The organism is Actinobacillus genomosp. 1 (assembly GCF_029774175.1).
Taxonomy (GTDB): Bacteria; Pseudomonadota; Gammaproteobacteria; order Enterobacterales; family Pasteurellaceae; genus Actinobacillus.
In genome coordinates this window covers 464138-484109 of sequence record NZ_CP103834.1, presented here as the reverse complement: position 1 = coordinate 484109, position 19972 = coordinate 464138, and the positions used below count along the sequence as shown (strand labels likewise).

Below are 19972 nucleotides of genomic sequence, written 5' to 3'. Positions count from 1 at the left end.
TTTATGGGCTTACTCTCACGTAAGCCTTATTTTAATTTATATATCTTATTATGAGGCCGAATTAATGACTATTGAAGTACAGGAAAATAGAGAACCTAAAATCATCGAAGTAACAGAAATTATGAAAATGTTACCTCATCGCTATCCTTTCTTACTTGTAGATCGTGTAATCGACTTTGAAGAAGGCAAATGGCTGAAAGCAATTAAAAACGTCACCGTAAACGAACCTTGTTTTACCGGTCACTTTCCGGCAAGCCCGATTTTCCCCGGCGTGCTTATTTTAGAAGCGATGGCGCAAGCAACCGGTGTGTTAGCGGTAGCTACTCACGGAAAAATGAATCAGGACGAATTATATTATTTTGCCGCTATTGATAATGCTCGCTTTAAACGTCCCGTCGTACCCGGCGACCAACTTACCTTCGAAGTCGAATTTCTGAAAGAAATACGTGGCATCACTAAATTTTCCGGAAAAGCTTTCGTTGATGGAAAATTAGTGTGTGAAGCCGATTTAATGTGCGCACGTAAATAATTACACTCCAACCACAAAGGAGAAACTATGCGATTAATTGATTCTACTGCAAAAATCAGTCCTTTAGCAGTCATTGAAGAAGGGGCGCAAATTGGTGCTCACGTCGAAATCGGCCCATTTTCCGTTATTGGAAAGAATGTAAAAATCGGCGCAAAAACTGTTATTCATTCTCATGTTGTGATTAACGGTCATACTGAAATCGGTGAACAAAATCAGATTTTCCAATTCGCCAGTATCGGGGAAATTAACCAAGATTTAAAATATCAAGGTGAGCCGACCAAGGTAGTTATTGGTGATCGTAACCGTATTCGTGAAAGTGTTACTATTCATCGCGGAACCGTTCAGGGTGGTGGCGTTACACGTATCGGTAATGATAACCTGTTTATGATCAATACCCATATTGCACACGACTGCTCTATCGGTAATCGTTGCATTATTGCGAATAACGGTACCTTAGCCGGTCACGTTACTTTAGATGATTTTGTGATTGTCGGCGGAATGTCGGCTATTCACCAATTCGTAGTCATCGGTTCACACGTTATGTTAGGCGGCGGCTCAATGGTCAGCCAAGACGTTCCGCCATATGTGATGGCACAAGGAAACCACGCTCAACCGTTTGGTGTGAATTTAGAAGGTCTGAAACGTCGTGGATTCGATAAGCCGGCAATGCATGCCATTCGTAACGCTTATAAATTAATTTATCGTAGCGGTAAAACGATCGAAGAAGCCATTCCGGAAATTGAACAATTTGCGGTTAATGAACCTGCGGTTCAATTGTTCTTAGATTTCTTTAAACGTTCAACTCGCGGTATTATTCGCTAATCGGTTAAATAGATAAGCGGTTGAATAGATAAGCGGTGTAATTTGTCGAAAATTTTACAAATTACACCGCTTTATTTTTATAAATTAATGACCGCTTGTTCCGCCAATTCTCGTGCCAGTTTATCAATATGTAACACATCGGCAATTGCTTGTACTTTAATCGGCGCAATATTTTCCACCACCGTTCTATTCACATTCACAATATCAATAAAACGAATACGTTCATTTAAGAAAGCTTCTACCGCCACTTCATTTGCCGCATTCATTGCGGTTGTCGCATATTGCCCTTCTGCAAACGCATCAATCGCTAATTTTAAATTCGGATAGCGGGCAAAGTCCGGTTCGATAAAAGTGAGTTCTTTCAATTTAAAGAAATCCAACGGTGCTACGCCCGAATTAATTCGCTTCGGATAAGCCATTGTGTGTGCAATCGGGGTACACATATCCGGATTCCCCATTTGGGCGATCACCGAACCGTCAATATAACGCACCATCGAATGAATAATCGATTGCGGGTGAATAATAATTTCCATTTCATCTGCCGAAGCATTGAATAACCAACGGGCTTCAATATATTCCAAGCCTTTATTCATCATAGTAGCACTATCGACCGAGATTTTCTTACCCATCGACCAATTCGGGTGTGCCACCGCTTGTTCAGGTGTAATAGTTGCAAACTCATCGAGCGGTTTTACACGGAACGGACCACCGGAACCGGTCAAAATAATTTTACTCACGCCTAGCTCTGCAAGCGGGCAAAAGCCGACTTTTTGCTGTGCTTCCGGCGGTAGAGATTGGAAAATCGCATTGTGTTCGCTATCAACCGGTAATAATTGCGCACCGGATTTTCTTGCCTCATCAATAAAAATTTGTCCGCAAGTGACTAATGATTCTTTATTTGCCAATAAAACTTTTTTACCTGCTTTCACCGCAGAAAGCGTTGGTAACAAACCGGCCGCCCCTACAATCGCCGCCATTACCATATCCGCTTCCGGATGTGCGCTCAGTTCGCAAATCGCTTTTTGACCTCTTAAGACTTCAGTTTTTACATTGAATTGTTTGAGCTGTTCCGCTAATGCTTTTGCTGCATTCTCATCAGCTAATGCGGCAAATTTCGGTTGAAACAATAAACATTGTGCTGCCATTAATTCAACATTTTTACCACCGACTAAACCGAATACCTCGTATTCCGTTTTGTTCTGCTCCACCACGGACAAGGTACTTTTACCGATTGATCCGGTTGAACCTAAAATGACCAATTTTTTCATATTCATTCCTAATCACTCAAAAAATAAGCGGTCTTTTTTGTTATTTTTCTTACAAATTCGACCGCTTGTCACTTAATTTGATAGACGTTTTGCTTCAATCACATCGTCAAGTTGTGCAATACGTGCTAATAATTTTCCAAGCATTTCAATATTGTTAAGCTCGATACTCATATCCATAATTGCCAAACTGCGTTTCGTATCAATACGGCTTGAAACACTCAAAACATTGACTTTTTCATTTGCCATCACCGCACTGACATCTCGTAATAAACCGTTACGATCATTGGCAATAACTCGAATCGCGAGACTAAAGCCATTAGCGTAATGTGTTCCCCATTGTGCATTCACAACTCTTTCCGGATTGGCACTACGTAAGTCAAACAATTGCTCGCAATCTGCTCTGTGAATTGAGATTCCTCGTCCCTGTGTAATATAACCGACAATTTCATCACCCGGAATCGGCTGACAACAACGTGCAATGGTATGCATTAAATTACCCACACCATCGATGATAATCTGCCCGTTTTTGCCTTTATGCTGAAATTGGTTATTAGCATTCTTATTAACTTGTTTTAATACCGCTTCGTCTTCTTGCTCTGCTGTCGGTTTAATTAATTTGCTTTGTAAATAATGACTTAATTGATTTAAACGAATATCGCCACCGCCAATGCCGGCATATAAGTCATCGAATTGTTTTAAGTTATAGCGAGGTAATGCGTACTGTTCAATCTGTTTTAATGTAAATCCGAAACGAGCCATTTCCGCGTCCAAGGCTTCTTTACCGAGCGGAATATTTTTTTCTCGATCCAGTTTTTTAAACCAAGCAATAATTTTAGCGCGAGCTTTGGACGTATTGACAAAGCCGGCATTCGGATTTAACCAATCTCGACTCGGATTCGGCGTTTTCTGAGTAATAATTTCAACTTGATCTCCCATTTGTAATAAATAGGTAAACGGTACGATCCGTCCTGCAACTTTTGCACCGATGCAACGATGACCGACTTCACTATGAATCGCATAAGCGAAATCAAGCGGTGTTGCATTTTTCGGCAAATCAATCACCTCGCCCTTCGGCGTAAAGACATAAACACGATCATCAAACACTTGAGAGCGCATTTCCGCCGCCATAACCTCGCCGGAATCGGCAATATCGTTTTGCCACGCTAATAATTTACGTAACCAGACGATCTTTTCTTCATAACCGGAACGACCGGCGGTTGCTCCCTCTTTATATTTCCAATGCGCCGCAACCCCTAATTCCGCATTTTCGTGCATTTCTCGAGTACGAATTTGCACTTCGATAGTTTTATCTCCCTCTCCCAACACAACCGTATGAATAGATTGATAGCCGTTCGGTTTAGGGTTGGCAATATAGTCGTCGAAATGTTCCGGTAAATGTTTATATTGAGTATGAATAATGCCTAATGCGGTATAGCAATCTTCCAAATTCGGTACGATAACTCGCACCGCTCGAATATCGAACAATTGTTCAAAACGCAGATTTTTCTTCTGCATTTTTTTCCAGATACTGTAAATGTGCTTCGGACGACCATACACTTCCAAATCTTCGATTTGTTCACTAAGACAAGCGGTCAAATTTGCCACAAAATTTGTAATATAACTTTCGCGTTCCAAACGACGCTCGCCAAGTTGTAACGCAATCACACGATAACATTGCGGATGTAACGCACGGAAGCAATAATCCTCCAGTTCCCATTTCAGCTGTCCGATGCCTAGACGGTTAGCAAGCGGTGCATAAATATGCGAGCATTCTTTTGCCGCCAATACAAGATCTTCTTCGGTATGACGATATTTTCCTCGCAAATAGACGATACGTTCCGCCAGCTTAATAACCACACAACGGAAATCATCAACCATCGCCAATAACATACGACGAATATTATCGATTTGCAGGTCGGACACACTGTTCGCACTCAGTTGGCGAATATTGTCCATTTCAATCACACCTTTCACTAAGTTTTTGACTTGATTACCAAAGTCTTCTTTGACTTGGGCAAGATCGATAATGTGATTCTTTACGAGAGGGAAAAGTAAGGCGGCGACAAGCGAGTCATCATCCATATTTAACCCGTGTAAAATTTCCACCATTTCAATACCATCCCACATAAGATGGTAAGTATCGGTATCTAATTTTTCATGGGCGTAACGCCACGCAATTTGTAATTCTTCAAAAGTTATCGGTGACATTTGCAAAGCGGCACTCCAACTCGCTAACTCAAAAGTACTCGGATCAAGCTCATGTGAGCGACGAATTGCTACCATAATTCCTCCTTTGCAAAATATTGTGAATATTTAACCGCTTGTCAGTCGAAAAGATAAGGAACATTATACTGTTATTTTTACAAAATGCTTGCTTATTTAGTCACTTTTCTTTTTTGAAATGAACTGCATTATAGCCTTACCTACCTTGTTTGAGGTATGGCAATTGTGATAAATCAAACCAATCTCTACAATTATTTGCGAGAGCTTATATGATTCGATAGAATAGCCAAAATTCAACGGCATTTTGCCGTTTTTTATTTTTTGATGTGGGATGTAAATGACGATTTTAGCACTTGGTATTAACCATAAAACAGCTTCGGTGAATTTGCGAAGTAAGGTAGCGTTTGATGCTCAAAAACGCCAGCTTGCTTTTGAGCAAATTCAACACCGCGCACTTGCTGAAAGCGTTGTCATTCTTTCAACGTGTAACCGAACAGAGCTTTATTTTCATAATGCGGACATTACGCCGCGAGAAGAACATGAAGATAATATCGCATGGCGTGAGCAGTGTTTTGAATGGTTTGCTGAAATTCATCAGCTTGAACACGATGAATTACGTGAATGTATTTATTTCAAACAGAATATGGAAGCGGCTCGTCATCTAATGCGAGTTGCGTGCGGATTGGATTCGCTTATTTTGGGCGAGCCGCAGATTTTAGGTCAGGTAAAACAAGCCTATCAATATAGCGAGCATTTCTACCATACGCAAAATAGCCAGGTTTCTACCAAATTATCTCGTTTATTCCAACGTACGTTTTCTACGGCGAAACGCGTGCGTTCCGAAACGGAAATCGGTTCAAGCGCAGTTTCTGTCGCTTATGCCGCCTGCGGTTTAGCTCGCCAAATTTTTGATAATTTCGGCAAATTGCGCTTCTTATTAGTCGGTGCCGGAGAAACTATTGAGCTAGTTGCTCGTTATCTGATTCAGCACGGTGCGAAAAATATTATGATTGCCAACCGTACTCCACAACGTGCCGAAAGATTAGCCGAGCGTTTGGATACCCCAATGCAAATTTTGTCCTTAAGCGCATTGCAAATCGGTTTAAACCAAGCGGATATTGTTATCAGCTCTACCGGCAGTCCGGATATGCTTATCAGTAAGGAAATGGTGGAAATCGCACAGAAACAACGCCAGTTTGATCCGATGTTACTGATTGATATCGCCGTACCTCGAGATATTGATGAAAATGCCGGCGAGTTAGATGCCGTATATGCTTATAGCGTGGATGATTTACAGCATATTATTCAACGTAATATGGCACAACGTGAGCAAGCAGCCGAGCAAGCGGCACAAATCGTAGATGAAGAATGTAAAGCATTCTTCGAATGGCTAAAACAACAGCAATCCAGCGATTTAATTAAACGTTATCGCCAAGATGCCGAACAAACTCGCCAAGAACTCTTAGCCAAAGCCTTGCTTGCATTAACCGGCGGACAAGATAGTGAAAAAGTCCTTAACGAGTTAAGCTATAAGCTGACCAACAGTTTATTGCACGTGCCGACCCAAGCCTTACAAGCAATGGCAAAAAGCGGAAACTCCCAAGGTCTGCAAAGTTTTTCTAAAGCCTTAAAATTAGAAGAACCGGAAGAACAATAATTGCTGGAAAAACCGATAAACAAGCGGTCGATTTTTTGTAAAATTTTGCAGAAAATTGACCGCTTTTTTTGATCCTTTTTCCGTTCTCAATGCTTTTAGTATATAATATGGGGATTTTGCGACTCGCAAAGACAGAATTTTTAGAAGGACAGAATAAGAATGACTCCAGTTGTTGCCCTTGTCGGCAGACCGAATGTGGGTAAATCCACTTTATTTAACCGCTTAACCCGCACACGTGATGCGCTGGTAGCGGACTTTCCGGGACTTACACGTGACCGTAAATATGGTCATGCGAATATCGCCGGTTATGATTTTATCGTAATTGATACCGGTGGTATTGACGGTACGGAAGAAGGTGTAGAAGAAAAAATGGCGGAACAATCGCTACTCGCGATTGAAGAAGCGGATGTTGTGCTTTTCTTAGTCGATGCGCGTGCCGGCTTACTACCTGCCGATATCGGTATTGCACAATACTTACGTCAACGTGAAAAAACTACTGTGGTAGTAGCAAATAAAACGGACGGTATCGATGCGGATTCGCATTGTGCGGAATTTTATCAATTAGGCTTAGGTGAAGTTGAACAAATCGCAGCGGCACAAGGTCGTGGCGTAACACAACTTATCGAGCAAGTATTAGCCCCGTTAGGCGAGCAATTAAATGCGAATCAAGCGGTCGAAAATGACGAAGATTCTGCAAACGAAGAAGCGGACGAATGGGATACCGACTTTGACTTCGATAATGAGGATGATACCGCATTACTTGATGAAGCTCTTGAAGAAGAAACCGAAGAATCGATTGAAGATAAAAATATTAAGATTGCGATCGTCGGTCGTCCGAATGTGGGTAAATCGACTTTAACCAACCGTATTCTCGGTGAAGAACGTGTGGTGGTTTACGATATGCCGGGTACGACGCGTGATTCTATCTATATTCCGATGGAGCGTGACGGTCAGCAATACACGATTATTGATACTGCCGGCGTACGTAAACGTGGTAAGGTCAATTTAGCGGTGGAAAAATTCTCCGTGATTAAAACCCTACAAGCGATTCAAGATGCAAACGTGGTATTACTTACCATTGATGCTCGCGAAGGTATTTCTGATCAAGATTTATCTCTACTCGGTTTTATTCTGAACGCCGGTCGTTCACTTGTGATCGTAGTGAATAAATGGGACGGCTTATCACAAGATATTAAAGATCAAGTGAAATCCGAATTAGATCGCCGTTTAGACTTTATCGATTTCGCTCGTGTGCATTTTATTTCTGCATTACACGGCTCAGGCGTAGGTAACTTATTTGACTCGGTAAAAGAGGCCTATGCGTGTGCGACACAGAAAACATCAACTTCAATGCTGACGCGTATTTTACGTATGGCAGCGGATGAGCATCAGCCACCGCTAGTAAACGGTCGCCGTGTGAAATTAAAATACGCTCATCCGGGTGGTTACAACCCGCCAATTATCGTCATTCACGGTAACCAAGTCGAAAAATTAGCGGATTCTTATAAACGTTATTTAAGTAATTACTTCCGTAAGAGCTTGAAAATTATCGGTTCGCCGATCCGTATTCAGTTCCAAGAAGGGAATAACCCGTTTGCCGGTAAGAAAAATAAACTGACACCGAACCAATTACGTAAACGTAAACGTTTAATGAAGTTTATTAAGAAAAGTAAGAAATAATTAGACAATCTCTCCCTTATATTAACGGGGGTTATGACTGAACAAGGTTTAAGGCACTCGGCTGTAACGAGTGCCATCATTTAATTGAGAAATTAACTATGATGATGCAATACTCTCCGAAATTTAATAACGCAAAAGTGCTTGTACTTGGCGATGTAATGTTAGACCGTTATTGGTTTGGTGCAACCAACCGCATTTCGCCGGAAGCACCGGTGCCGGTGGTAAAAGTACAAGATATCGAAGAACGTGCCGGTGGTGCGGCGAATGTAGCAATGAACATTGCCAGCCTTGGGGTACCGGTCGCTCTACACGGTTTAATCGGGCAAGATGATGCCGGTCGTGCTTTAGATAAATTACTTAATTCACACAATATCCAAAACCATTGTGTTGCATTGGATTCACACCCGACTATCACCAAATTACGTATTCTGTCACGTCATCAACAATTATTACGTTTAGATTTCGAAGAAGGCTTTCATCATGTTGCAAGCGATTCTCTGCTTGCAAAACTTGAACAAGAAATTACCGTTTACGGTGCATTAATTTTATCGGATTACGGCAAAGGTACGCTTGAATCGGTACAACAAATGATTCAAGTGGCACGCAAAGCCGGCGTACCGACACTCATTGACCCAAAAGGTACCGATTTTGAACGTTATCGCGGTGCAACGCTCTTAACACCGAATATGTCTGAATTCGAAGCGGTAGTCGGTCACTGCAAAAATGACGATGAAATTGTAGAGAAAGGCTTAAAACTGATTGCTGACTTCGAATTAACCGCACTATTAGTTACTCGCTCGGAAAAAGGAATGACATTACTACGTCCAAACCAAGTTCCGTTCCATTTACCAACCCAAGCGAAAGAAGTTTATGACGTAACCGGTGCCGGTGACACGGTTATCAGTGTACTTGCTACAGCAATTGCCGACGGTCGTCCTTACGAAGAAGCGTGTTATTTAGCAAATGCGGCGGCTGGCGTGGTTGTGGGTAAATTAGGTACTTCAACCGTGACACCAACCGAATTAGAAAATGCGATTCATCATCGCGAAGAAACCGGTTTCGGTATCTTAGCGGAAGACGAATTAAAACGTGCGGTAGAACAGGCAAAACAACGCGGTGAGAAAATTGTGATGACCAACGGCTGTTTCGATATTCTGCACCCGGGACACGTTTCTTACTTAGAAAATGCACGTAAACTAGGCGATCGTTTAATTGTGGCGGTAAATACCGATGAGTCGGTGAAACGCTTAAAAGGTGAATCTCGCCCGATTAACGATTTAAATGCACGAATGGCGGTACTTGCCGGTTTAGCTTCCGTGGATTGGGTCGTGCCTTTTGCAGAAGATACGCCGCAACGTCTTATCGGTGAAATCTTACCTAACTTATTAGTTAAAGGCGGAGATTATAAACCTGAAGAGATTGCCGGTAGCCAAGAAGTTTGGGCAAACGGCGGTGAAGTTAAAGTATTAAATTTTGAGAACGGTTGTTCAACAACAAACGTAATCAAGAAAATTCAGGCGTCAAAATAGATTCTTAACCCTATAATGGAAAAAATTATTATTGATTCCGAGCAATTTCAGCGCACGATATCCCGAATTTCTCATCAAATTATCGAAAAGCATTCTTCTTTAGAGAATTTAGTGCTTGTCGGAATAAAACGTCGCGGTGCTGAAATTGCAGAAATGTTACAAAGCAGAATTGCCGAGCTTGCCCAAACGCAATTGCCGTTAATGGCTTTAGATATTACGTTTTATCGTGATGATCTTAATTTAGCCAATCAGGATCCGATTTATACCGGGGTTGAATCTCAAATTGATATTACCGGAAAAAATGTTATTCTGATCGATGATGTATTATTTACCGGACGTACTATTCGAGCCGCGCTAGATGCCCTCCTCGATTTTGGTCGGGCAATGCGTATAGAACTGGTTATATTAGTAGATAGAGGTCATCGCGAGCTTCCGATTCGAGCCGATTATGTCGGAAAAAATATACCGACGGCAAGAACGGAGCAAGTACAAGTACAAACGCAATCTTATGACGGAATAAATCAGGTCGTACTTATTCGGGCTAAAGACGAGTAAGTAAAAATCAGGAACCTTTTTTAGAAATGTAGCTCTAACGGCATTAGGGCTTATCTTTAACCTTTTAGTAGGAAATAATAAATGAAATTAATCTCTGCAAAATCATTATTAGTCGCATTGGTTACTGCAATCGGTATTTCTCAAACGGCAATTGCCGTTGAAGAACGTGTTGTGGCACTAGTCGATGGCGTACCGGTAATGGAAAGTCAAGTACAACGCGCATTAGGTAAAAAAGCAAATTCGGAAGCAAATCACAAAGCGGCGGTAGAACAAATTATTGATGACCTGCTAGTACAAAAAGCGGTCAAAGAAGCCGGCGTAAAAGTGAATTATGCGAAAGTTGATCAAGTAATTGAAGATATTGCGGCACGAAATGGCATTACCTACGGTCAATTACTCGATGCGTTGGATTATCAGGGTATTACGCTAGATCAATATCGTCAGCAAATTGCACAACAAATGGCAATGGAACAAGTAAGAAATATTAGCATCGGTAAATCAATCCAAGTTGATCCGAAAGATGTTCATGCTTATGCTAAAGAATTACTTGAAAAGGATAAAGCGAACGGTAAATTAAAAAATGTGACCGGAACTCAACATAGAGTAAGTCATATTTTAATTAAAACCACACCGGTACTAAATGACGCTCAAGCAAAAGCTAAATTGGCTCAAATTATCGCGGATATTAAAGCGGGTAAAACCACTTTTGAAGAAGCGGCAAAAGTAAATTCGGTCGATTATCTTTCGGCTGCGGACGGTGGTGATTTAGGTTATAATTTCTTAGATATTTATGATCCTGCTTTTGCTAAAGCGGCAAGTACGGCAAAACAAGATCAAATTACCGCACCGTTTAAATCCCAATTCGGCTGGCATATTCTTAAAGTTACCGGTACACAGCAAGGTGACCGTACCGAAGATGCTTATAACCAACGTGCCTATGAACAGCTAGTAGATAAACAAGCGCAAGAAGCTGCAAAAGACTGGGTGAAAGCACTTAGAAAAACGGCTGATGTTCAGTACGTTGGTAAATAAACATAATGCTTTATCTGAGAACCTCGCTATTAGCGGGGTTCTTTGCTTATTTAAAAAGGATAACAATGAGTAATCAAAATTCAAAAAAACATTTAGGTCATACCGCTCGTAAACGTTTCGGTCAAAACTTTTTACACGATATGAATGTTATTCATAACATTGTAGCGGCAATTAATCCCAAAAACGGTCAATTTTTACTTGAAATCGGCCCGGGTTTAGGCGCATTAACCGAACCGGTTGCCGAGCAAGTGGATAAACTCACGGTGGTTGAATTAGATCGAGATCTTGCCGAACGTTTACGTCATCACCCGTTCTTAAATCATAAATTAACGATTATTGAACAAGATGCGCTGCGTTTTAATTTCCGCGAATATTTTGAAAGTCTTGAGTTAAAAGAAGGTGAAGGCGTACGTGTATTCGGTAACTTACCGTATAACATTTCAACACCGTTGATGTTCCACTTATTCAAATTCCACGATTTAATTCAAGATATGCACTTTATGTTGCAAAAAGAAGTGGTAAAACGTTTATGTGCGGCACCAAATAGTAAAGCATACGGCCGCTTAACCATTATGGCGCAATATTATTGCCAAGTGATGCCTGTATTGGAAGTACCGCCAACCGCATTTAAACCGGCACCAAAAGTAGATTCGGCCGTAGTGCGCTTGATGCCGCATAAAGTGTTACCGCATCCGGTAAAAGACGTATATTGGTTAAATCGAGTAACCACACAGGCATTCAATCAACGTCGTAAAACATTACGTAATGCACTATCAACTTTATTTAGTCCTGAGCAATTAGAAGCACTGAATATCGATTTAAATGCTCGTGCAGAAAATTTAAGTATTGCGGACTATACTCGCTTAGCTAACTGGCTATATGACAATCCTCTGGCAGTCGATAGCAAAGAAGAAATCATTGATGAAGATATTTAGCCTTAAGCAAGCGGTTTAATTTGTAAAAAATTCTGCAAATCAGACCGCTTGTTAAAAGATAAAAAACTTTATAGATATAAAAAAACCTAAGATATTTTCTTAGGTTTTTTCTCTTTTATTTGGAATTATTTAGTACCGAAAATCTTATCGCCTGCATCACCAAGTCCTGGGACAATATAACCGTGTTCATTTAAATGGCTGTCAATTGAAGCGGTAAACAATTCTACATCCGGATGCGCCGCTTCTAATGCTTTGATCCCTTCCGGAGCAGCAACAAGCACAAGTACTTTAATTTGTTTACAACCCGCTTTTTTCAATAAATCAATGGTTGCAATCATTGAGCCGCCGGTTGCTAACATTGGATCAACGATAATCGCTAAGCGTTCTTCTACATCATTCGCTAATTTAGTGAAGTAAGGTACCGGCTCTAAGGTTTCTTCATTACGATAAATACCGACGACACTGATACGTGCGCTTGGGATATGTTCCAACACACCGTCCATCATACCTAAACCCGCACGTAAAATAGGCACAACCGTTACTTTTTTACCTTTAATACGCTCAACTTCAACCTTACCGCACCAGCCGTCAATTTCAACCGACTCGGTTTCTAAATCGGTTGTTGCTTCATAAGTTAATAAACTACCGACTTCCGTCGCTAACGCACGGAAATCTTTCGTATTAATATCAGCCGCACGCATTAAACCTAGTTTATGTTTAACCAAAGGATGTTTTACTTCTACAATTTTCATACATTGCTCCTAAGCATTTTTATATTATTTTTAAATAAGAAACGAATATCGATTCTCTGTGTACTAATTAATTCTGTTGCTCTTTTATTTTCGCTAATTCTTCATCTCTTAATATGCGACGGAGAATTTTACCTACATTACTTTTCGGCAATTCGTCACGAAACTCTATTTCTCTAGGAATTTTATAACCGGTTAAATATTGGCGGCAATAATTTCGCAATTCTTCTCGTGTAAGGCTCTCGTCTTTTTTTGTCACAAAAATTTTAATCGCTTCACCGGATGATTTACTCGGAATACCGATTGCGACGACTTCATTTACTTTCGGATTATGCGCAATGACATCTTCGATTTCATTCGGATACACATTAAAACCGGAAACAATGATCATATCTTTTTTGCGATCAACAATACGTAAATTAAGATCTTCCCCCATCACAACGATGTCACCGGTTGCCATCCATCCGTCTTTCAATACATCAGCGGTATCTTGCGGACGTTGCCAATAACCTTGCATCACTTGAGGACCTTTTACCCAAAGCTCTCCCCTCTCGCCTATCGCAACATCATTACCTTCATCATCCACAATACGAATATCGGTATTCGGTACCGGTACGCCGATAGAACCGGTATGTTCGGTAGAATCTGAACGTGTCGCCGCAATCAGCGGAGAACATTCCGTCATACCATAACCTTCAATAATATGGCTACCGGTTAATGCATGCCAACGTTTTGCAACGGCAGATTGAATTGCCGCACCGCCGCCGACACTCAATTTTAAATTGGAGAAATCAACTTCTTTAAAATTCTCATTATTTAATAACGCATTAAATAACGTATTTACCCCTGTCAGAGCCACAAAAGGATATTTTTTCAACTCTTTGACGAAGCCGGGAATATCTCGGGGATTAGTAATTAATAAGCCTGTTACCCCAAGCTCAATAAACAGTAAGCAATTTACTGAAAGTGCAAAAACATGGTAAAGCGGTAAAGGAATCACTGCAATACGTTCACGAGAGCATTTAAGCAATGGTTCAGCCACCCATTTTGCTTGTGCGACATTTGCAATCACGCTACCGTGGGTCAGCATAGCACCTTTTGCTACACCGGTCGTACCGCCGGTATATTGTAAAAAGGCAAGATCATCTTTATAAATAGTCGGTTTCACGTACTGGCGCTGTTTACCAATACTAAGGGCTTCACGAAAACTTACTGCGTGAGGCAACTTATATTTAGGCACAAGCTTTTTAATATATTTCACCACAAAATTAACCAATGTACGCTTACCGAATGAAAGTTGATCACCCATTCGGGTCAGAATGACATGTTTTATACTCGTTTCAAATACGATCTTTTCAAGTGTTGCGGCAAAATTTGACACCACAACGATCGCTTTTGCTCCACTATCGTTTAATTGGTGTTCTAATTCTCGAGGAGTATAAAGCGGATTAACATTTACAACCACCAAACCGGCGCGCAAAGCCCCGAACAATGCAATCGGATACTGCAATAAATTCGGCATCATCAATGCGATTCGATCACCTTTCTCCAGACGAAGTTCATTCTGTAAATAAGCGGCAAATGCACGACTTCTTTCTTCCAATTTACGGAAAGTAAGCACTTTCCCCATATTAATATAAGCGGGAATATCCGGGTGTTTACGTACAGCGGATTCAAACATTTCCAATAATGAATCGTAAGGGGTCACATTTATCGTTTTTGGTGAGCCTTCAGGATAATTCTGTAACCAAATCTTTTCCATATTGTCTCCTATTAAAGTCTTCTTAAAAATACAGGAGTGAACTCGCTTTCCCGTTTTTTATTCATTATTCTTTTGATGTTCCAAAAAGTCATACTTACACTGATCAACATAAAAAATGCGATCAATAACTCGTTCGTAAATAATCGAGAAAAAATGACCGCAGAGATAACTAATACAAACAATGGAACACAATAAATTAAAAATACGCTCAGCAGTAACGTTTGCTCGGGCAAGCCGATTTGGACTTTATCTCCTACTGCTAAAGGCATATCTACGGATAATTTAAATTGCGGAGCAAATTTCTCTCCGGTCAGTGCCGATAAAGATTTTGTGCCGCAACTATTTTGTGCCGCACAACCTCCGCAAGCACTTTTTGCACTACATTTTACCGTTGCAATACCGGACTGATAATTCACAACGGTTGCAGTTTCAATCATCATTGTATTTTCCTCACATATTTCGCGCTAGGATTACTCAAAAATAAGTAATCTATATTTTCCTTTTCATAACCTTAACTGGTCGCATATGAAGACAAATAAAAAAACGGTAAGATTGTAGCAAATTTTCTTAAAAAATTCGCTAAATCTTACCGCTTTCTTTACTCGTCGATTTAATTTATTACAACAACAAACCTATTCGGTTATTTTATAAACTCATTAATTCTTTTCTAACTCTGATTTTTTATCAGTTGCAGATGTCTGAGCCTTTTCCTTTTGTTCTTTTGCTTTGGACATATCCATCGCTTCAACATCAAGTTTACTTTGTAGTTGTTGAGCTTGTAATAATGCATTAATTTTATGTTGCTGACTTTCTAACTTTTCGAGAGTCGCCACATCTTTACTCGGCGCATTATAACTTACCGGCTGAACCGAATCACTGAACGGCTGAGTCTGTAATACAGGTTGGTTTGACTGTGCCAGCTCGTTTTTTTCATTCACCATATTTACACCGAGTACTGCGACCAAACATACTGATGCGGCAATACCCGCCTGCATAATCGGCATTCCCCAACGTTTCAATTTTAGTAATTTACCTTGAGGCACTACAGTAGCCGCTTTATCGGATGATTGAGACTCAATCTCTTCATTTTCCAGTAATGCTTCCATTTTTGCTGAAAAATCATTTCCAAGAATGACCTCGTCACCATGTAAAATACTGCTGACCGCATGATATCTTGCCCATTTTTGCTTTAATTCAGGACTGTCGCATAAATCATCGATGAACGCATCATCAACTTTTTGCCCGTCCATAAAAGCGGAAAGGGTTTCATTTTGTTGCATAATAAACTCCGATTGAATCTTAAATCTGTTGCATTAGCGGATTGACTTTCGCATCAATCGCTTCTCTTGCTCTAAAGATACGCGAACGAACCGTACCGACGGGACATTGCATGACTTCCGCAATTTCTTCATAACTTAAACCTTCCAACTCACGCAATGTAATTGCCGTTTTAAGTTCTTCAGGCAAGTTTTCAATGGTGTCAAAAACGACACGTTTTAATTCTTCGGATAACACCACATTCTCAGGTGTATCACTCTCACGAAGTTGAACCCCAACATCAAAGCTTTCCGCATCTTCCGCTAAAATATCTTCTTTAGGAGGACGTCTTCCTAAAGCGGTTAAGTGATTTTTAGCAGTATTTACTGCAATACGATAAAGCCACGTATAAAAGGCACTTTCTCCACGGAAAGACTCTAATGAACGATACGCTTTAATAAAAGATTCCTGCACAATATCCGGAATATCATCACGCGAAACATAGCGAGTTAATAAACCTGCCACTCTGTTCTGATAACGTACGACGAGTAAATTAAATGCTTTTTTATCACCTTTCTGTGCACGCTCAACCAATTCTTGATCGGCTACCTGCTCACTCATCTATTTGCGTTCTCCTAATCTATTTACGCATATTCTTTATGTTCTCATTCCGTACATCCTTTAGTGTGTAACAAAAATGAAAAGTTCATATAAAGAATAAATTACTCTATTATTTACAAATACTTTAATAACAAGACTAAGAATGCTACAAATATTTATAATTTTACTAAACTATTTATGGCTAAAAATTCAATCAGTGTTATATAAAACAATCGGTTAAAATATCATCACATCAGAATTTATCTTATTTAATGACTGAAAGCGGTCAGATTTTACTGGATTTTTACAAAATTTCCATTAAATCTGACCGCTTACATCATTTTATTCGAATACTTTATTTTTTAGCTTTTAAATCCGCTACTCTATGCGCGCGATAAATCGCATTAATCGCATGAATTAAGGCGCGAGCCGATGACTCAACAATATCGGTTGCCAAACCGACACCGTGGAAGCGGCGACCTTCGTGTTCAACGACAATATCCACTTGACCTAATGCTTCCGCACCTTCACCTTTTGCGGTAAGGTTATAATGTAACATTTTAATATCCATCCCCGTAATGGCTAGAATCGCATTAAAGACCGCATCGACTGGCCCGTTACCGCCACTGGAAACTTGGCTTAATTTTTCACCGTCCAATTCGACTTGAACAAATGCCGAAGCCGGTAAATGGCTAATCATTTGCGAAGTAATCACGTCTAAATGTAATCTGTCCTCATCACCTGCCTGCATATCAATAAAGGCAAGCGCTTCTAAATCGTAATCAAACACTTGACCTTTTTTATCAGCTAATTTTAAGAATGCGTCATAAAGTTTATCCAAATCATAATCGCTTTCTTGGTATCCCATTTCAGCCATATGATTTTTCACTGCCGCACGCCCCGAACGAGCGGTCAGATTTAATTTCTCTTTCTTCAAGCCGATTGTTTCAGGCGACATAATTTCATAGGTGTTTTTATTTTTTACCATACCGTCTTGGTGAATACCTGATGAATGGGCAAATGCGTTTGAACCGACAATCGCTTTATTCGGCTGAATCGGCATATTACATAATTGGCTGACCATTTGACTGACACGATGAATTTCTTGAGTGTTAATGCGAGTGCCTTTACCGTTGAACATATCTTGGCGCGTTTTGATCGCCATGACCACTTCTTCCAACGCCGTATTGCCCGCACGCTCACCGATACCGTTAATCGTACATTCAATTTGTCTTGCGCCGTTTAATACCGCCGTAAGCGAGTTTGCCGTCGCCATACCTAAATCGTTGTGACAATGCACCGAAACCACCGCTTTATCAATATTTGGTACGCGGTTCATCACATTCGCAATAATATCACCATACTGATATGGTAAGCAGTAACCGACCGTATCCGGAATATTCACCGTAGTTGCACCGGCATCAATTGCCGCCTCTACAATACGACAAATATTGTCAATACCGGTACGTCCAGCATCTTCACACGAAAACTCCACATCATCGGTATAACTTCTTGCACGTTTTACCGCATGCACCGCCATATCAACCACGTCATCAAATGAACGTTTTAATTTAGACTCAACGTGAATTGCCGAACTCGCGATAAAGGTATGAATACGGAACGCTTCCGCCACTTTTAATGCTTCCGCTGCAACATCAATATCTTTATCTACTGCTCGTGATAACGCACAAACACGGCTATTTTTAATATGCTGCGCAATGGTTTTTACCGATTCGAAATCCCCGGCGGATGAAACGGGAAAACCGACTTCCATCACATCAACACCTAAACGCTCCAGTGCCAAAGCAATTTGTAGTTTTTCTTTTACGGTTAAACTTGCTTTTAATGCTTGTTCGCCATCACGTAATGTCGTATCAAAAATAATAATATTGTTATTGCTCATGGGGCTCTCCATTAGTGTTAAAACACCGATTTAATTAAATGAGAAAAATAGCTGCGATAAACACCCGTTTTTTTCTTTTTTATTATTTCTTTTAAAAAATGAAGAAAAAATAAAAAAAAAACCCGCATCAATGTGCGGGTAAAGTGTGGATAGTGAACTATTTTCGTCCAACCAACCTTTATCCTCGCACAAAATGCGATAACAGAAGAAGTCGGAGAGAAAGTAGTTTTTCCATTGTGTTGTGTGTGTTTATGTTTGCATAGTTATTTGAAATACGGATACATATTAACTTCAAATAGAGTGAAGTCAATAGTATTTTTCACTATGCGCAAACGGTTTCCAAATGAAATATAATATAAAAAAAGTGATTAATTCTTTATTCTATAAAATAATTAGCAAATAACGCTGATATAATCAAATTCTCCCAAATAAACATAATCCGTTTACATAAAATACAAGACCTCCGACCTTTTAATTCTTTTTCTGATTTTTTCAATAATTTTTGATTATGATAGTAGAAAGTTGCTATTTCCTTTGAAGTAAAAAGCCAAATTTGTTAGCCTTAAATTCAATTACACTCAGAACAAATTGCTAAGGATTTTGTATGACTAGTGCGTTTCGTGCCATTGTTTCCGATTTAGACGGAACACTTCTTAACTCCGACCATAAAATAGGTCAATATACGATAGAAACATTAAACAAACTTTCCCAAAAGGGCATTGATATTTTTTTTGCCACAGGACGAAATTATCCCGATGTAAAACATATTATTAGCAAAGTGAATGTTGATGAGGCAATGCTCATCACGTCTAACGGCGCGAGAGCCAATTTTCTTTCCGGTCAAACCGTATTAAATCATTACCTGCCCGAAGATATTGCCGTTCAACTGATGAATATTCCTTTTGACCGTAGTCGAGTTTGTCTTAACAGTTATCAAGGCGACGAATGGTTTATCAATGTCGATATTGAACACTTAAAAAAATATCACAAAGATTCCGGTTATTCATATCAAGTCGTTGATTTTAGTCGACATCACGGACGTCAAACCGAGAAAATTTTCTTTATTGGTAAAGCTCCGGAAGATCTCGTACCTATCGAGCAATATATTAAAGCGCACTTTGGCGACCGAATTTATATGACGTATTCCGCACTACTCTGCTTAGAGGTAATGAATAAATCCGTTTCAAAAGGTAATGCGCTTGAAGAATTGGTTAAATTACGCGGTTATACGCTAAAAGATTGTTTAGCATTCGGTGACGGAATGAATGATATAGAAATGCTTTCCAAAGTAGGAAAAGGTTGTATTATGCGAAATGCGGATAAACGTTTAATCCAAGCATTACCTCAGCACGAAATTATCGGTTGTAATGCGCATGAATCCGTTGCTAGTTATATAAGGGCTACTTTCGGTATCATTTAACCGCTATGTATTAACAAGCGGTCTGATTATCGAACAATATTACAAATTTTT

17 protein-coding genes are annotated in these 19972 nt (G+C 40.1%); 9 read left to right on the top strand and 8 right to left on the bottom strand.

What is annotated here, in order from left to right; translation table 11 throughout:
* Positions 1-64: 64 nt before the first annotated feature.
* A complete protein-coding gene (gene fabZ / locus NYR63_RS02220; RefSeq protein ID WP_279457985.1) occupies positions 65-529 on the top strand; it encodes a 3-hydroxyacyl-ACP dehydratase FabZ in 465 nt (154 codons plus the stop codon).
* A gap of 27 nt (positions 530-556) precedes the next feature.
* Positions 557-1351: an acyl-ACP--UDP-N-acetylglucosamine O-acyltransferase gene (gene lpxA, locus NYR63_RS02215; RefSeq protein WP_279457984.1), complete on the top strand. Its 795-nt coding sequence runs from the start codon at positions 557-559 to the stop codon at positions 1349-1351.
* A 77-nt stretch (positions 1352-1428) separates the two neighbouring features.
* Here lpxA and ispC read toward each other — a convergent pair whose 3' ends face one another.
* Together ispC and relA are read right to left on the bottom strand one after the other, a co-directional pair.
* On the bottom strand, positions 1429-2619 hold the full coding sequence (gene ispC, locus NYR63_RS02210) for a 1-deoxy-D-xylulose-5-phosphate reductoisomerase (RefSeq protein WP_279457983.1): 1191 nt from the start codon (positions 2617-2619) through the stop codon (positions 1429-1431).
* A gap of 72 nt (positions 2620-2691) precedes the next feature.
* Positions 2692-4902: a GTP diphosphokinase gene (gene relA / locus NYR63_RS02205; protein ID WP_279457982.1), complete on the bottom strand. Its 2211-nt coding sequence runs from the start codon at positions 4900-4902 to the stop codon at positions 2692-2694.
* Positions 4903-5179: 277 nt separating this feature from the next.
* Here relA and hemA point away from each other — a divergent pair, with 277 nt between their 5' ends.
* The 6 genes from hemA to rsmA all read left to right on the top strand — a co-directional run bounded on the left by hemA (position 5180) and on the right by rsmA (position 12230).
* The gene (gene hemA / locus NYR63_RS02200) at positions 5180-6499 is read left to right on the top strand and encodes a glutamyl-tRNA reductase (protein ID WP_279457981.1); all 1320 of its coding nucleotides are present in this window, start codon (positions 5180-5182) and stop codon (positions 6497-6499) included.
* Between the two features lie 159 nt (positions 6500-6658).
* On the top strand, positions 6659-8179 hold the full coding sequence (der, locus tag NYR63_RS02195; RefSeq protein ID WP_279457980.1) for a ribosome biogenesis GTPase Der: 1521 nt from the start codon (positions 6659-6661) through the stop codon (positions 8177-8179).
* Positions 8180-8277: 98 nt separating this feature from the next.
* Complete coding sequence (gene hldE / locus NYR63_RS02190) at positions 8278-9708, top strand: bifunctional D-glycero-beta-D-manno-heptose-7-phosphate kinase/D-glycero-beta-D-manno-heptose 1-phosphate adenylyltransferase HldE (RefSeq protein WP_279457979.1); 1431 nt, start codon at positions 8278-8280, stop codon at positions 9706-9708.
* A gap of 15 nt (positions 9709-9723) precedes the next feature.
* Entirely contained in the window at positions 9724-10263 is a 540-nt protein-coding gene (gene pyrR, locus NYR63_RS02185; RefSeq protein WP_279457978.1) for a bifunctional pyr operon transcriptional regulator/uracil phosphoribosyltransferase PyrR, read from the top strand.
* Between the two features lie 81 nt (positions 10264-10344).
* Positions 10345-11295: a peptidylprolyl isomerase gene (locus NYR63_RS02180; RefSeq protein WP_279457977.1), complete on the top strand. Its 951-nt coding sequence runs from the start codon at positions 10345-10347 to the stop codon at positions 11293-11295.
* A 65-nt stretch (positions 11296-11360) separates the two neighbouring features.
* The gene (gene rsmA, locus NYR63_RS02175; RefSeq protein WP_279457976.1) at positions 11361-12230 is read left to right on the top strand and encodes a 16S rRNA (adenine(1518)-N(6)/adenine(1519)-N(6))-dimethyltransferase RsmA; all 870 of its coding nucleotides are present in this window, start codon (positions 11361-11363) and stop codon (positions 12228-12230) included.
* Between the two features lie 125 nt (positions 12231-12355).
* On the opposite strand, the gene upp is transcribed toward rsmA, so the two are convergent.
* The 6 genes from upp to leuA all read right to left on the bottom strand — a co-directional run bounded on the left by upp (position 12356) and on the right by leuA (position 18501).
* A complete protein-coding gene (gene upp / locus NYR63_RS02170; protein ID WP_279457975.1) occupies positions 12356-12982 on the bottom strand; it encodes a uracil phosphoribosyltransferase in 627 nt (208 codons plus the stop codon).
* A 67-nt stretch (positions 12983-13049) separates the two neighbouring features.
* Positions 13050-14741 carry a long-chain-fatty-acid--CoA ligase FadD gene (gene fadD, locus NYR63_RS02165; protein WP_279457974.1) on the bottom strand — a complete coding sequence of 564 codons (1692 nt, stop codon included), beginning with the start codon at positions 14739-14741 and terminating at the stop codon, positions 13050-13052.
* A gap of 11 nt (positions 14742-14752) precedes the next feature.
* A complete protein-coding gene (locus tag NYR63_RS02160) occupies positions 14753-15181 on the bottom strand; it encodes a SoxR reducing system RseC family protein (RefSeq protein ID WP_279457973.1) in 429 nt (142 codons plus the stop codon).
* Positions 15182-15397: 216 nt separating this feature from the next.
* On the bottom strand, positions 15398-16021 hold the full coding sequence (locus NYR63_RS02155; protein WP_279457972.1) for a sigma-E factor negative regulatory protein: 624 nt from the start codon (positions 16019-16021) through the stop codon (positions 15398-15400).
* Positions 16022-16040: 19 nt separating this feature from the next.
* Positions 16041-16619, bottom strand: a complete 579-nt coding sequence (gene rpoE / locus NYR63_RS02150) for an RNA polymerase sigma factor RpoE (RefSeq protein ID WP_279457971.1) — start codon at positions 16617-16619, stop codon at positions 16041-16043.
* A gap of 334 nt (positions 16620-16953) precedes the next feature.
* A complete protein-coding gene (gene leuA, locus NYR63_RS02145) occupies positions 16954-18501 on the bottom strand; it encodes a 2-isopropylmalate synthase (protein ID WP_279457970.1) in 1548 nt (515 codons plus the stop codon).
* Between the two features lie 604 nt (positions 18502-19105).
* On the opposite strand from leuA, the gene NYR63_RS02140 reads away from it, so the two are divergent.
* A complete protein-coding gene (locus NYR63_RS02140; protein WP_279457969.1) occupies positions 19106-19921 on the top strand; it encodes a Cof-type HAD-IIB family hydrolase in 816 nt (271 codons plus the stop codon).
* Positions 19922-19972 lie beyond the last annotated feature (51 nt).

Excerpts from the sequence above, each read along its gene's own strand:
- relA (WP_279457982.1), bottom strand. The coding sequence starts at position 4,902 with ATGGTAGCAATTCGTCGCTCACATGAGCTTGATCCGAGTACTTTTGAG.
- hldE (WP_279457979.1), top strand. The coding sequence starts at position 8,278 with ATGATGATGCAATACTCTCCGAAATTTAATAACGCAAAAGTGCTTGTA.
- fabZ (WP_279457985.1), top strand. The coding sequence starts at position 65 with ATGACTATTGAAGTACAGGAAAATAGAGAACCTAAAATCATCGAAGTA.
- rsmA (WP_279457976.1), top strand. The coding sequence starts at position 11,361 with ATGAGTAATCAAAATTCAAAAAAACATTTAGGTCATACCGCTCGTAAA.
- NYR63_RS02140 (WP_279457969.1), top strand. The coding sequence starts at position 19,106 with ATGACTAGTGCGTTTCGTGCCATTGTTTCCGATTTAGACGGAACACTT.
- hemA (WP_279457981.1), top strand. The coding sequence starts at position 5,180 with ATGACGATTTTAGCACTTGGTATTAACCATAAAACAGCTTCGGTGAAT.
- leuA (WP_279457970.1), bottom strand. The coding sequence starts at position 18,501 with ATGAGCAATAACAATATTATTATTTTTGATACGACATTACGTGATGGC.
- lpxA (WP_279457984.1), top strand. The coding sequence starts at position 557 with ATGCGATTAATTGATTCTACTGCAAAAATCAGTCCTTTAGCAGTCATT.
- pyrR (WP_279457978.1), top strand. The coding sequence starts at position 9,724 with ATGGAAAAAATTATTATTGATTCCGAGCAATTTCAGCGCACGATATCC.
- der (WP_279457980.1), top strand. The coding sequence starts at position 6,659 with ATGACTCCAGTTGTTGCCCTTGTCGGCAGACCGAATGTGGGTAAATCC.
- fadD (WP_279457974.1), bottom strand. The coding sequence starts at position 14,741 with ATGGAAAAGATTTGGTTACAGAATTATCCTGAAGGCTCACCAAAAACG.
- NYR63_RS02160 (WP_279457973.1), bottom strand. The coding sequence starts at position 15,181 with ATGATGATTGAAACTGCAACCGTTGTGAATTATCAGTCCGGTATTGCA.
- ispC (WP_279457983.1), bottom strand. The coding sequence starts at position 2,619 with ATGAAAAAATTGGTCATTTTAGGTTCAACCGGATCAATCGGTAAAAGT.
- rpoE (WP_279457971.1), bottom strand. The coding sequence starts at position 16,619 with ATGAGTGAGCAGGTAGCCGATCAAGAATTGGTTGAGCGTGCACAGAAA.
- NYR63_RS02180 (WP_279457977.1), top strand. The coding sequence starts at position 10,345 with ATGAAATTAATCTCTGCAAAATCATTATTAGTCGCATTGGTTACTGCA.
- upp (WP_279457975.1), bottom strand. The coding sequence starts at position 12,982 with ATGAAAATTGTAGAAGTAAAACATCCTTTGGTTAAACATAAACTAGGT.
- NYR63_RS02155 (WP_279457972.1), bottom strand. The coding sequence starts at position 16,021 with ATGCAACAAAATGAAACCCTTTCCGCTTTTATGGACGGGCAAAAAGTT.